Source organism: Vibrio sp. V04_P4A5T148 (genome assembly GCF_963875605.1).
GTDB classification, from domain to species: domain Bacteria; phylum Pseudomonadota; class Gammaproteobacteria; order Enterobacterales; family Vibrionaceae; genus Vibrio; species Vibrio anguillarum.
Window position 1 is genome coordinate 23,809 of the sequence record NZ_CAWNMS010000051.1, and the last position, 14,334, is coordinate 38,142.

The following is a 14,334-nucleotide window of genomic DNA, read 5'->3' on the forward strand; positions in this document are numbered from 1 at the left end:
GGTAAGGGGATAACGAAAATCAGACGAATTCAGCGGAATCTTGTGCAATCTCAACACTCAATTCAAAGCGCTCATAGAGACTCGCTACCAGTTTGGCATGAAACTCTTCTTGGGTGCGTTTGACTTCAGAAAATACGGATTTAGGAATTGCGTCAGCATCCCACGCGCCAGCTAAGTTGTAACGTCCTGTATGATACTTAGCCTCAAACCCTGATTCTTTCTTAGTAAGTTCCAGCCACCAGCCCCAAAACTCTCGTTTCTCTGGGGATTTTTTGTCATTAACGCAAGACGCAAGGCAATCAAATAAGTAGTGATCCTCACGACATTGGCCTTCTCGTAAATAAGGCCCAATAGCTTTTAAAGCAGACAATAAGCGATAATGAGTCGGGGTGTGGGTCATTTCTGACATATTGACTCTCCATTTCAATGTTAAGAACGATCATTATTTTTATTAATCATATGCTTGTTACCGCATACCAATATCATGCTTAACTAATTTAGTAGAAAAGTCACCTAAATAGCTCATCTTCTAACCACTTTATCGCTAAATCGAGGGATTGCTCATATCCTTGTGTAATTGTTTTGCTTTTTATCTGTTTCGCTTTGCCATATTCACTAAAAATTGCAACTAATTGATTATCTGAATAGGGTGAAATGGGATCACCTTCTAATCCTAAAGCCAAAATCGGAACTTTAGTTCGCCTACTGGTTAAAAAACCTTGCACTTTCAGTGACCACGCTCGCATCAACCCAGCAAGGCTATTAATATCCACCACGTCTTTACCTAAACGAGACGCCAGCACATCAATATACATTTTGGGCATTTTTTTCAATTTTTCTGGCGAAGCTAAAATATCGTGGATAGGTGCGCCTAATGAAACACAAGCCTTGATTTTATCTTGCTCTAGAAAAGAGAGCCTGATCATGGAGTTACCACCAAATCGAAATCCAACAAGCCCCACTTTTCGATGATCAACCCAAGGCAAGCTTTCCAGCTCATTGAGTACGGCTTGATGCAGACATGAAGAATCTTCAGTTAAAGGCCAATGGGAGCTATGACCTATAGAGGGCATATCAATGGTTAACATCGCAATATCTCTAGGCGCGAGATAATCTCTAAACAAACGCCACATATCCGTCTGCAAACTGTCTAGACCGGCGCTAACCAAAACGACCGGATGAGGCCTATCGGTATTGGGCAAATGCAAATTAGCGACTATTTTTTTGTTCTTATAGGGTACTTCAATCTGCTTAATCACATAACGAGTCAATTTGGCCGCTTCGTTATAAGCGCTGTTTGACAGTATCTGTGCCTGCAAGGATAAATTATCATTTTTTAGATGCGGATAACCAGCAATGCTAAAGCAGAGCGACGCGGAAAAAAGTTCATTGGCCGCCTCTTCGTCTTGCTTGTCATTAGCGCGCTTTTGGTGACGCATACCCAGCTTAGTCCACTCGTATGCCCAGTTACCACTGTGATAGCCCATAACCGTATCTAACCAATCCGCTTCGGTTCGCGAATGTTTCGAAGAGGCAATGCGGGCGAGAACTTCTTCTTGCTCTACTGGATCAACACCTTGCCATATCCACTGTAAACGCCTGAGATTTCGATACCAAACATACCCTTCTTGCTGTTTTTTTAGGTCCAAAATTTCTTGGCTGCTTGGCATATAACGGGTCAATGCCGAGGTTTCTTGGGCTTGCTTGTATTTCTGGAACAAGGTTTCAGAAAGGTTTTGGCTGTTAGATTCAGACATAAGTCGATTCAATTGAGAGCGGTGCTCTAATAGTAATAAAAAAAATGGCCCGATAAAGGGCCATTTTCAAATAAACGCAAGAAAAGCATTACTTTTGTTTACGGTTAATCGGTTCTGCGTATTGAATCGTCATATCCCATGGCTGCTCAATCCACGTATCTTGAGCAATATCCACAACATAATCATCTAACAAGCTTACGCCAGAAGGCTTCGCACACACCGCAATCAATTTCGCTTTAGGATACATTTCACGTAGCTTACGTGCGGTATCACCACTATCGACCAAATCTTCAACAATTAAGAAACCTTCGCCGTCACCTTCAGGTGCTTTGATCACTGTCATGTCACGCTGGTGATCATGATCGTAACTTGAAATGCAAATCGTATCGACATGGCGAATACCTAATTCACGCGCCAATATGGCACCAGGAACCAGACCACCACGGCTCACCGCCCAAATACCTTTCCATTGCTCTGCAGGCATCTGTTTTTCTGCCAATTGACGACAGTAAGTCTGCATGTTGTCCCAAGTGATAACGAATTTATTGCTCATTGTTGTAAACCTAATTATTTAAATAATCTGTGTCGTTCATTACATTGCAGAGGCGATATACTTAAAGATGAAGATGGCTGACATCACCCACACACTCATCGATACACTGCGCCCTTTGCCACTAAATAGTTTGATAGCCGCATAAGCAATGAAACCAAGAGAAATACCTTCTGCGATAGAGAATGTCAGCGGCATTAATAAACAGGTAACGACGACAGGAGCCGCTTCTGTTAAATCGCGCCAATCAATACTGACCAAACCAGAAAGCATCAAAATTGCCACGTAAAATAATGCACCAGACGTAGCGTACGCAGGGATCATTCCAGCTAATGGCGAGAAGAATAATGCAAGTAAGAACAAAATGCCAACAACGACTGCAGTCAGCCCTGTGCGCCCGCCAGCAGCAACACCCGCCACACTTTCAATGTAAGAGGTGGTGTTTGATGTACCCAGCAGGGCACCGACTGACGTAGCGGTAGAATCGGCAAGCAATGCTTTATTTAGACGTGGGATTTTACCATCTTTACCAATCAAATCTGCCTTTTGCGCCACACCAACTAAGGTGCCAGCCGTGTCAAATAGATCGACAAACAGAAACGCAAATACCACTGAAATCATACCCACTTCAAAAACGGCGGAGAAATCAAGCTGCAAAAAAGTTGGCGCAATACTTGGTGGTGCCGACATAATGCCATGCCACTGAACGTCACCAAACACTAAACCAAGGCCAGTAACCGCAAGAATCGCGATCATTACGGCACCCTTTAAACCACGATGAACCAAAGCAATCGTCAGGAAGAAACCTATCGCACCGAGTACAGCAGGAAGAGAAGTAATTGCGCCGACAGAAACCAAAGTTGCAGGGTTATCAACCACAATGCCTGCATTTTTCAGGGCAATAAAGGCAAGAAAAAGTCCAATACCGGCCGAGATCCCCGTTCGTAATGACATCGGAATCGAACCGATGATCCACTCACGGATTTTAAAGATACTAAGAAAAATGAACAGCACACCAGAAACGAATACCGCCGCCAGCGCAACTTGCCATGTATATCCCATGCCGAGCACAACGGCGTAAGTAAAAAATGCGTTTAACCCCATACCCGGAGCCTGTGCGATTGGGTAGTTGGCAACAAAGCCCATGATGAAACAGCCAATAGCCGCCGCAAGACACGTAGCAACAAATACTGCACCACGGTCCATGCCGGCATCCGCTAAGATCGCAGGGTTAACAAAGATAATGTATGCCATCGTGAGAAATGTCGTTATTCCTGCGATAACCTCAGTGCGCACGTTTGTGCCATATTCACTAAGTTTAAATAGCCTTTCGAGCATGATCGAGTCCTATAAGGGTAAAAAGTAAACGGTTGCGTAATCGATTGGCTGTGGATTATAGAGAGATCAGATCACAAATTCCAGATAGAATTAAGGCTGTAATATGCTTTTATTAATGGCTTATGAACCTAGTCGCGCTTCATTTCTTCAAAAAGAAAAAGCGGATTTCCATATCGTATTGCCATTGAGCCGTAAAGGAAGTGCTGAACATTGAGATAAAAAAACGCCACCTCATCTGAGGTGGCGGCGAATCATTTTAGCCAAACTGACTACAAAAAAATTCCAATATCTAGGGGGTGAACATACAGTTCAAATAACATGCTTAAAGTCTTAATAACCAAAGCTTGTTGGGTAAGCAAAGTTGCCAGTGTAAACAGACTTGTTTGTCCAGAACATTGCAGATGGTAAACCTTTCATAACTATCACCTTATAAAATCAATTGAACATAAATTTGATTTCTCGGTTCCATGGAGGCGATAAACGGACTCATCCTTTGAGCATTTTTTCTTCGCTTTCGAAGTTGGTTACAAATATACCACCAAGAAATTAAATTACAATATTTAGCGTGATAAAAATCACATAATTTTATTTTAATGATCTACATCAACAGATTTAAGTAATTAAATTACACAGATATCAGCAAAAAATGATTATTAGGCGGTAAGGGGAAGAATCTCATCGCCGATTGTGTCATCTCTTCTATACGCTACAGTCGATTTAATGTGACACCAATAAAACAATTCTCAAGCGGTGAGGCTACTCGCTGATTGTCGAGAGTGGTATGCTGTCCACCACTACAAGTCATGCTCAGATCTAGTCGATATCGCTACCAAAGAAACATTTCGCCTGTTCATGATCTGGCAAGCTCGAATAAAAGGAGTATTCCGTGTCTGAGTTCTATTCTGAAATCAGTAAATTGTCATCGGCACCCGTATGGCAATTTTTCGATAAAATCTGTTCCATTCCTCACCCGTCTAAGCATGAAGAAGCCTTAGCCCAACACATCATCCAGTGGGCGACAGAGCAGGGTTTAGCGGTACGCCGAGATCCAACCGGCAACGTTTTCATAAAAAAACCAGCGACAGCTGGCATGGAACATAAGAAAGGTGTGGTTCTACAAGCTCATATTGATATGGTGCCGCAAAAAAACGAAGACACGCAGCACGACTTTGCTAAGGATCCTATCCAACCGTATATCGATGGCGAATGGGTAACAGCCAAAGGAACCACTTTAGGTGCCGATAACGGTATGGGTATGGCAGCATGTTTGGCTGTTCTCGCGTCAAAAGAGCTCAAGCACGGTCCTATTGAGGTGTTACTGACGATTGATGAAGAAGCGGGTATGACAGGTGCTTTCGGCCTTGAAGCGGGTTGGTTAGAAGGAGAGATCCTGCTCAATACTGATTCAGAACAAGAGGGCGAAGTGTATATGGGCTGTGCTGGTGGTATTGATGGCGCAATGACTTTTAATATCCAACGACAAGCCATGCCTGCTGGTTACGTAACACATCAATTGATTTTGAAAGGGTTAAAAGGAGGTCACTCTGGGTGTGACATCCATACTGGCCGTGGGAATGCTAACAAACTACTGGCTCGCTTTCTTGCTAGTCACGCACAAGAACTTGATTTACGTTTGATCGAGTTTCGCGGTGGTAGCCTACGTAACGCCATTCCTCGAGAAGCGTTTGTCACCGTGGCCATTCCTGCCGAAAATGGGGTAAAACTGGATGAGCTATTTAGCACCTATACCCAGCTAGTGAAAGAAGAGCTTGGACGCGTCGAAACAGGAATTGTCACTTTCAACAACCCGCAAGAAAATGCAGAAAATGTCTTCGCTCTTGTTGATCAACAACGTTTTATTGCCGCATTAAACGCGTGTCCAAACGGTGTGATCCGGATGAGCGATGAAATTGAAGGCGTGGTTGAAACCTCATTGAATGTCGGTGTGATTACTACACAAGAAAACTCTGTGACTGTGTTATGCCTTATTCGTTCTCTGATTGATTCAGGTCGCCAACAGGTTGAAAGCATGCTCAAATCCGTTGCTGAGCTAGCGAATGCGGAAATTGCCTTTACTGGTGCTTATCCGGGCTGGAAACCAGATGCCGATTCAGAGATCATGGCTATTTTCAGAGACATGTACCAAGGTATTTACGGTCATAAACCGAATATCATGGTGATCCATGCTGGTCTAGAATGTGGTCTTTTCAAAAAACCGTACCCAGAAATGGATATGGTTTCGTTTGGCCCAACCATTAAATTCCCTCACTCACCGGATGAGAAAGTGAAGATCGACACAGTCGACCTTTTCTGGGAGCAAATGGTTGCCCTACTAGAGCATATTCCAGCGAAAGTTTAACCCACTCTGATGTCGAATTCTTCAACCAGCGTGTAATAGCAAGTTGATGAATATCTTGCTTTGGCAGCGGAATTCGGCATCAATCCTTACCTCTTTTTCTATCAATTAATTTTATCGATAAGGCAAATTAATTTCATTAGCGCACATTTTTTGTGACTGCTAGAGTTCGCCCCCTTGAAGTTCCTAGAGTTATTCACCACACTCTCTTCAAGCGATAACACCATTTAAAAGTTGTATCGGGGATGCGGCTACTCCTTAGCGGCGTCTTACATTCTCCAAAAATATTGAAACTGCGATGAAAGAAAAAATGATTGTCGGATGGCGAGAAACTCTCAGCCTTCCAGGGTTAGGTATTGAGCAAATTAATGCCAAAGTCGATACCGGAGCCCGCACGTCGTGCTTACACGCATTTAAGGTAGAGAGCTTCACCAAAGAAGAGGCTCTTTGGGTTCGCTTTTGGATCCATCCTTTGCAACGTAATAATGAAAAAGTCACGGTTTGTGAAGCTAAGGTCCTCGATGAACGAATCGTCCGTGATTCTGGCGGCCATGAAGAATCCCGTTACGTTATTCAGTCAGACGTTAGTTTGGGCGACCAAACTTGGCCCATTGAAATAACGTTAACCAATCGCGAAAATATGGGTTTTCGCATGCTATTAGGTCGCACCGCAATGCACCATCGAATTTTAGTTGATCCTACTAAATCGTTTTTAATCGCTTTCGAGGAGAGCAAATAATGAAAATTGGTATTCTGTCACGTAATGCTTCGTTGTATTCAACCAAGCGTCTAATTGAAGCGTGTAAAAGCCGTGGCCACCAAGTCAAAGTGATTGATGGGCTGCGTTGCTATATGAATATCAATTCTGAAAAACCCGAAATTCACTTTAAAGGTGAAGAGTTAGCGGGTTTTGATGCAGTCATTCCTCGTATTGGTGCATCCGTTACGTTTTACGGTACTGCAGTATTACGCCAATTTGAAATGATGGGGGTTTATCCCGTCAATGAATCTGTGGCTATTAGCCGTTCCAGAGATAAACTTCGCTCAATGCAGCTATTGTCTCGTCGCGGCATTGGTATGCCAATTACTGGTTTCGCCAGCAAACCCGATGATGTCAAAGACTTACTCGACATGGTCGGAGGAGCACCGGTAGTAATTAAATTACTTGAAGGAACTCAAGGCATCGGTGTAGTGTTAGCGGAAACACGCAAAGCAGCAGAAAGTGTGATCGAAGCGTTCATGGGCTTGAAAGCCAATATCATGGTGCAAGAGTACATCAAAGAGGCTGGTGGCGCCGATATTCGCTGTTTCGTTATTGGCGACAAAGTTATCGCAGCCATGAAACGGCAAGGTGCCGATGGTGAGTTTCGCTCTAATCTACACCGCGGCGGAACGGCCTCTTTGGTAAAAATTACCCCTCTAGAACGTAAGACGGCTATCGATGCGGCGAAGATTATGGGTCTCAATGTTGCGGGTGTGGATCTTTTGCGATCGGAACGTGGCCCACTAGTGATGGAAGTCAATTCATCGCCAGGTCTTGAAGGTATTGAAGCTGCTACTGGTAAAGATATCGCCGGGTTGATTGTCGAATTTATTGAAAAAAATGCGGCAACGAAAGGGACAAAAACACGTGGCAAAGGTTAGGAAAAACACAGCATTTCATTTTCTGGGGGATTCAGTTCCCCCAGGAACGCGCAAGGCAATGGAGCTAGAAGCGGCCAAGCTTTATACACACTCGCCACTCTCTATCCCTATCGAAATCATTAATGGAATATCCACTGGCCCAACCTTGATGATCAATGCCGCCATCCATGGTGATGAACTGAACGGCGTTGAAATAGTCCGTCAACTGATCAACTCCATCGACCCGCAAAAACTAAAAGGGACACTGATTGTTGTCCCCATCGTCAATGCCTTTGGCTTTATTCATAAATCTCGCTACCTTCCTGATCGACGCGATCTCAATCGCTGCTTCCCTGGAAGTGAAACAGGCTCCCTCGCCTCTCGCATTGCACATACTTTCTTTTCCCAAGTCGCTTTACGTTGTGATTACATCATTGACCTGCATACTGGTGCTATTCATCGCACGAATTTGCCACAAATCCGCGCCGATCTCACTAATCCTGAAACCTTGCGTATTGCCCAAGCATTTGCAACCCCAGTGATCATCGACTCTCCACTGCGTAATGGCTCGCTCAGAAGTGAAGCAGAGAAATCAGGCATCACAGTATTAACTTATGAAGCAGGTGAAGCGCTGAAATTTGAACCTATTGCCATCAATGCGGGTATTGTCGGTGTGAAACGCACCATGCAAGCCATTGGTATGATGCGCAAAAGTCGCAAGGCCGTACCGACATCGATCATCGCAAAATCAACCAGTTGGCTCAGAGCCGAAAGCGATGGCATCTTGCGCACTGTGGTGACGCTTGGTGACAAGGTCGAAAAAGGACAAGTGCTTGCCTATATCAACTCACCGCTTGGTCATGTCGAAGTCGAATTAAGAGCCAATAAGGGGGGTATTGTGATTGGCCAACAAACTCTGCCTCTTGTTAATGAAGGAGATGCCGTATTCCATCTCGCCTACTTCTCGCAAAGCGATGAGATGGTTGAGCAAGTCGTGGGCGATTTTATTGAAGAGGTCGCAGACAGCGATTTAGAACCTCTGACCACGGGACACTTGATGCCGCCGTCGATGGTCTAGATTGTCGATAAGTCTAAACAATAGAGAAACATAAGTTCAATAATAAAGCCCTTATTCAAAGGGCTTTATGCTGTTTAAGCGTGAGTGGGATGAAGAAAGTAACTCACTAACCGAACGAGGCCCAAATCACCGTAGCCACTAATACAGGGCAGACAAATTTCACATACCAAGGCCAGATTTTACCAAACCAACCCAATTGGAACTCAGGGAAACCTTGTTCTAACTCTTTGACCTTCGCGTGACGACGCCATACCCAACCGCCAAATAGGCAGAACATCAGCGCTGCTGTCGGCTGCAAATATTGCGTCGCAACCGTTGCCACTAAGCCAAATAGCGCACCAAAATTATAAACAATAACGACACTGACTAGCGCAATTAACGCGCCTAATATCCAGCTTGTTGGTGCGCGTTTCGTATTAAAACGCTCGCTGACTAAGGCTACAGGGCATTCCAGCATAGAGATAGAAGAGGTTAACGCGGCGATCGTCAGTAAAGTGAAAAATACGATAGCAAACACCTGCCCCATCCAACCAAGACTATCAAACATCAATGGCAACACAGTAAAAACGAGCGTATCTGAATTGAGTAAAGAACCATCAGCGGCATAGATTTCCACCCCTTTATGCATCGCAACAAACATCGCAGGCAACACAACAAGGCCAGCAATGAAAGCCACGGCGGTATCAACTAAAGTCACATTTAGTGCCATCTTCGGCAGGTTTTCTTGCTTACTCAGATAAGATCCGTAAATCAGCATCGAGCAGCCACCAATGGTTAATGAGAAGAAACCTTGTCCCATTGCCGCCAGTAAGAGATGTCTGTCAAACACCTTTGAAAAATCAGGGACTAAATAGTGTTGTAAACCTTCCATAGCTCCAGTTTGCATCATGATGTAAACAAACAGCACACCAAACAGTACAAACAATGCAGGCATTAAACGCGTTGACCATTTTTCAATCCCGTCTTTAACACCACCTTGCACGATTAGAATCGTCAAAATATAAAACACTAAGGTTCCGAATAAGTTACGCTCAACACTAAACCCTTTCAACCAAGCTGTGATTTCCACAAAACCCAATAACTCTGTCATCGCACCGAGTAAAAAGCAGATTAGCCAGCCACCGACGATGCTGTAAAACGCCAGTACCGCACTCGGAACACTCAAGCCAATCCAACCAACAAAGCCACCGACCATTTTACCTAGTGGATGAGGCGTTAATGAGCGCATGCTATCAACAGGGTTTGCTTGCCCAAAACGGCCTATCGCCATTTCAACCACTAACATAGGGAAGGCAACGACCATGATCATCACCAAATAAACCAATAAGAATGCGCCGCCGCCGTTGCTTGCCGCTTGGGTTGGAAAGCCCCAGATATTACCTAGGCCAACTGCCGCACCCGCCGCCGCAAGAATAAAACCAAGACGTGAACCAAAATGTTCACGAGAATCAGACTGTGTCATACCACTCACATAAATATCAATAGACTAGTTAGCTAGTACAGTAATACAGGCAATTAAATAGAGCAATTACACTGCTTATGAATTAAACAAGCATTGCAAAAATAAACAGAATTTACTGCGTAAAGATTATTGAACAGGCAATATTGACGGGAGATTAGAGGTGAACTTTTGCACGAGATAACGACCTCTTCCTTGTGCTTTGACTGCATAAAGTGCTCTATCAGCCACATGAAAGAAATCTAGATAGTGATTCAACTGTGGGGTATCAATTTCAACCCCTCCAACGCTGATTGAAAGCGTCTTCTTAGTCGGGGAAAATTGGTGGGTAATGCGCAGCGATTCAATCGATTCGATCAGTCGTTTAGCGTAAGCTTGACCATCAATTTCGATGTCGCTCGCCAAAACTACACAAAACTCTTCTCCACCAAAGCGAGCTACCAGTTTTTCACCGCCAAAATCCAATTTTTTTAAGCTGGTCGCAACAGATTTCAATGCTTCATCACCCTCTAAGTGGCCGTAGTGATCATTGAACAATTTAAAATAGTCAATATCAATTAAAAACAATACGATATGTCTAAATTGATAATCAACAATATAGCTTTTAAAGACCTTTTCTAAACGACGGCGGTTCGCAATACGTGTGAGTGGATCGTGCTCTGATTGCCATTTTAGTTCGCGTCGACTGGTTTCCAGCTCCCATACTATTTGGTTCATCGTACGAGAAAACTCTTTCATTTCCTTTGATATGAAGGATCGCTCACTAGGCATCTTTCCACCCGATGCTTTAAATTGCTCCAGAACTTGATTGGCATCATTGATTGGCTTGACCACTTTATTCGCTACAAGCAAGTTCAAGAAAAACATCAGGATAGAGAAAGCAGCAAGCCCTGAAAGCTCCTGCCATTGAATAAACGGTGGTACTTTAACGGTATGATTTATTTTAATTAATACAGTGAGGCGATTACGATAATCAAGCATTTCAAGGTAGGAGATATTGTCATTGTGTGGCGCTACAATCGGTTGATCATTACGCTTCTTGATCAACATCACTTCCACATTCACCCCAGTAGCAGTCACAAGTTCGTTGATAAACTGCTCACTGATCCTTTTTAAAAAAAGTAAATAACCTTTGTCGCACTCCTTTGCGTCACTATTACAAACCCGAGAGGTTGCAACGATAAAAGGTTTGTCGTCTATCACGATAAAACTGAGATTCTGTTTGATAAAATCTTTCGGTGCTTTCATCGCGTCCGCTAAAATATCACCAAAATTATATCGAATCGCATCATAACTGGCTTCATGGCCAGTATCATAGTCGTAGCGCTGGCCCCAAACTAATTGCACATCCGGATTAAAAATAAAAATACCATCGAGCACTTTAGATTCAAATACATGATTACCAATACTATCGCGAATAAACTCATCGTTAGGTTTGGCAATAAAATTGGCCATTTCATTCCATGCAGCATAATCAACTAACGATACTCCCATATCTGTCTTTTGCATGTTAAGAATAGTTTGGACTCGGTTTATCTCATCACGTTGCAAAGAAAGAGCATCTTCAACGGCGCGATCATAAGACCATGTAAACTTAAATAATAGGTAGCACAGAACAAACAGCACAACGAAGGCTATTGAAACTAATGCTGTTAACCATCTCAAACTAAAATTATTAAACGACATCCATACCAGCAAATTAACATAACATCATAGAGACAAATAAAGAGCACTGAATGTGCTCTTTAAGTTTAGATGGTAAAGACTTGATAATCTTTTAATACTGGTATTTTTTGGTGCAGTTGTTGCTCCTGCTCAACCATATCATCAAGAGACTCACAAAAATCACGACTCTCTTTTTGAATTGTGGTGGCGTTTTCTTGAATTCGCTCGGCTAACTTAACTTTTAAGTCCGCCATGGTATCGGTCAATTTTGTGATATTTAATCCACCCTCTTCTCTCATTTTCAGTGAAAGAGCATCGAAGGCACCGGATATAAACTCTTTGTTAAATAAAGCTTTCGCTTTTTCAAAATCATCGGCCCAAGTTTGCGTCATTGATTCAAAAGTCTGCGCAGGGAGAACCAGCTCGCCATCTTTATAATAACGAGATTCAATATTAGTAAAAAAAGCAGCCATGGATTGCTTGGCGCTATCGAAGGCGTTGGGAGATTCAATACTTTTCGCAACATCATCCAAAATATCATTCGCCAACGCTAAGCCATCACTCGCCATCTGTTTTACTTTAGGCAATGAAGCATTCATGCTTTCTCTATACTGCTCAAGGGCCGTTTTCTGCTCACTGTCGAGTTCCATCTTTTCACCACGGATATAGAGATTATTCTGTTTATCTATCAAAACAGTGTCGGTGCTCGTTTTAAGAATTTCAACCTTATCACCATCAAGGTGAACTTCATGGTTCACATCAACTCGGCACTGCGCTGCCCACAAAGGGGAGCTCAGCAACATTAAAGTGACTAACACTACTTTTTTCATTGTTTTCTCTCATCGATCGTTTTATGACTAACCATATCAGGTGTGGATATTTGATGAGTTAGTGCTTCTCGCTAGCAATATAAATGATTTCAACCTAAAAACCGTCAATTTAATGACATAAATGTTAGTTTGTTTCACTAATTTAAAAAAAACTGAGCTGCTTATTGAGCATTTCTGGCTTTAACATCACCTGTAAACCAAGTAAGCGAATTTCTCGCCCATTTTGCCGTAACAAAATATTCTCCAAAAGGGTTCGAAAATCATTGAGCTCTAACTGTGGATGAAGATGCTCAATCGTCGTAAGTTGAAAATCGGCAAACTTGACTTTGATCCCTTGTTTAACAATCGAACCATCAACACTCGCTCTGTCTAACCTCGCTTTTATCTCTGGGTAGAGATGATGTTCAATCACCTGCCAGCACTCTTCATAACTTGAGATATTTTGACTAAATGTTCTTTCGACACCTAATGATTTGCGCTCCCTCTCGGTCACGACTTCGCGATTATCAATTCCATGACTTTTCTTCCATAGTGAAGCGCCTAATCTGCCAAAGTTACGAAGTAGGTCTCGATAGTCTGTTAGCTTAATATCTTCACACTTATAAAAACCCGCTTGGTGCAACTTTTCCAGACTAACCTTACCGACACCGGGTATTTTCTCTAGCGGCAATGAATCGACCACCTGCTGTACTTTATCGGGTGGTATTACAAATTGGCCGTTAGGCTTATTCATATCAGAGGCCACTTTAGCCAAAAATTTTACAGGTGCTACACCTGCAGAGGCTGTCAGTTGAAGTTCGTTATGAATATCATAGCGAATAGCTTGAGCTATCAATGTTGCGCTTCCTTGACATAGCGGTGAATCACTCACATCAAGAAATGCTTCATCTAATGATAACGGCTCAATAATGGAAGTATAACGTTCGAATATCTGTCGGATTTGAATGGAGATAGCTTTGTATACCGACATTCGCCCCGGAACGACCAGCAGATTGGGGCATAATTTTAAAGCTTGAGCGGTCGGCATGGCGGAACGAACGCCAAATTTCCTCGCTTCATAATTGCAAGTACTTAACACACCACGCTGCTTTTCATGACCACCAACGGCTAGAGGGCGATGCCTATATTCGGGGTTATCACGCATTTCTACCGCAGCGTAGAAACAATCCATATCAATATGGATAATTTTTTTGATTTTATTTTCCAATTCAAAACCATCAAAGGACTGTGTACATGAACAGTATATTCTTGGTTTCTATGGATTGAAATGAATTGCTTTTAAAAATTAAAGAGCCTGCACAAAACAGGCTCTTCAATCGTAGCTCAGGCGATACGATCTTTTTCCCAATGCGCTAACTTTTCAGCTCTTGCTGCGGCCTTAGCTTCGCGTTTTTTACGTGCATCACAAGGCTCTGGGCAATTGCACACTTTTTCAATGCCAACAGCACCTAATCCACCACAGCTGCCTTTGACTACTTTCTTTTGAAAGACATAGCCAACCGCCATCGCGGCAATGACACACAGAAATACACTGAATGTAATGAAAAAAGTATTCATAACTTAACTCACTTTTTATTTAGAAATGGCTTAAATGCGCTGGAGGCAATCTCTTCAAAACCTTGTTCTGTTTTCACAATCATGAACACAGGAATATTGTATTGCTCTGCAACCTCAATAC

Annotated in this window: 13 protein-coding genes and 1 pseudogene; 4 read left to right on the forward strand and 10 right to left on the reverse strand. The window is 43.0% G+C overall.

Features of this window, described 5'->3' with window-relative positions; translation table 11 throughout:
* Positions 1-19: 19 nt before the first annotated feature.
* The 4 genes from crl to AACT18_RS11230 form a co-directional block, all read right to left on the reverse strand.
* The gene (gene crl / locus AACT18_RS11215) at positions 20-409 is read right to left on the reverse strand and encodes a sigma factor-binding protein Crl (protein ID WP_026027640.1); all 390 of its coding nucleotides are present in this window, start codon (positions 407-409) and stop codon (positions 20-22) included.
* A gap of 100 nt (positions 410-509) precedes the next feature.
* Positions 510-1,757, reverse strand: coding sequence for an esterase FrsA (frsA, locus tag AACT18_RS11220; RefSeq protein WP_017047326.1), 1,248 nt, complete (start codon positions 1,755-1,757; stop codon positions 510-512).
* An 88-nt stretch (positions 1,758-1,845) separates the two neighbouring features.
* Positions 1,846-2,310, reverse strand: a complete 465-nt coding sequence (gene tet(34) / locus AACT18_RS11225) for an oxytetracycline resistance phosphoribosyltransferase domain-containing protein Tet(34) (protein WP_010320141.1) — start codon at positions 2,308-2,310, stop codon at positions 1,846-1,848.
* Positions 2,311-2,349: 39 nt separating this feature from the next.
* Positions 2,350-3,645: an NCS2 family permease gene (locus AACT18_RS11230; RefSeq protein ID WP_013856188.1), complete on the reverse strand. Its 1,296-nt coding sequence runs from the start codon at positions 3,643-3,645 to the stop codon at positions 2,350-2,352.
* 886 nt (positions 3,646-4,531) lie between these two features.
* Between AACT18_RS11230 and AACT18_RS11235 the strand changes: the two genes are divergently transcribed.
* The 4 genes from AACT18_RS11235 (at position 4,532) to AACT18_RS11250 (ending at position 8,702) form a co-directional block, all read left to right on the forward strand.
* Positions 4,532-6,004, forward strand: a complete 1,473-nt coding sequence (locus tag AACT18_RS11235) for an aminoacyl-histidine dipeptidase (RefSeq protein ID WP_094124764.1) — start codon at positions 4,532-4,534, stop codon at positions 6,002-6,004.
* A gap of 295 nt (positions 6,005-6,299) precedes the next feature.
* Positions 6,300-6,740 carry an ATP-dependent zinc protease family protein gene (locus tag AACT18_RS11240; protein WP_094124765.1) on the forward strand — a complete coding sequence of 147 codons (441 nt, stop codon included), beginning with the start codon at positions 6,300-6,302 and terminating at the stop codon, positions 6,738-6,740.
* Positions 6,740-7,645, forward strand: a complete 906-nt coding sequence (gene rimK / locus AACT18_RS11245; protein ID WP_010320145.1) for a 30S ribosomal protein S6--L-glutamate ligase — start codon at positions 6,740-6,742, stop codon at positions 7,643-7,645. Before AACT18_RS11240 ends, rimK begins: the two co-directional genes overlap by 1 nt.
* A complete protein-coding gene (locus AACT18_RS11250; protein WP_088729107.1) occupies positions 7,605-8,702 on the forward strand; it encodes a succinylglutamate desuccinylase/aspartoacylase family protein in 1,098 nt (365 codons plus the stop codon). Before rimK ends, AACT18_RS11250 begins: the two co-directional genes overlap by 41 nt.
* Before the next feature lie 106 nt (positions 8,703-8,808).
* Here AACT18_RS11250 and AACT18_RS11255 read toward each other — a convergent pair whose 3' ends face one another.
* The 6 genes and pseudogenes from AACT18_RS11255 to AACT18_RS11280 all read right to left on the reverse strand — a co-directional run.
* Positions 8,809-10,164 (reverse strand): sodium-dependent transporter, encoded by a 1,356-nt coding sequence (locus AACT18_RS11255; protein WP_094143438.1) that lies wholly within the window; start codon positions 10,162-10,164, stop codon positions 8,809-8,811.
* Between the two features lie 126 nt (positions 10,165-10,290).
* Entirely contained in the window at positions 10,291-11,847 is a 1,557-nt protein-coding gene (locus tag AACT18_RS11260) for a diguanylate cyclase (protein WP_176428304.1), read from the reverse strand.
* A 65-nt stretch (positions 11,848-11,912) separates the two neighbouring features.
* A complete protein-coding gene (locus AACT18_RS11265; RefSeq protein ID WP_094125761.1) occupies positions 11,913-12,656 on the reverse strand; it encodes a YggN family protein in 744 nt (247 codons plus the stop codon).
* Between the two features lie 142 nt (positions 12,657-12,798).
* Complete coding sequence (dinB, locus tag AACT18_RS11270) at positions 12,799-13,863, reverse strand: DNA polymerase IV (RefSeq protein WP_094125967.1); 1,065 nt, start codon at positions 13,861-13,863, stop codon at positions 12,799-12,801.
* A gap of 116 nt (positions 13,864-13,979) precedes the next feature.
* A complete protein-coding gene (gene nqrM / locus AACT18_RS11275) occupies positions 13,980-14,213 on the reverse strand; it encodes a (Na+)-NQR maturation NqrM (RefSeq protein WP_013856179.1) in 234 nt (77 codons plus the stop codon).
* Between the two features lie 8 nt (positions 14,214-14,221).
* Positions 14,222-14,334, reverse strand: a pseudogene (locus tag AACT18_RS11280) (FAD:protein FMN transferase ApbE); the annotation flags it as partial.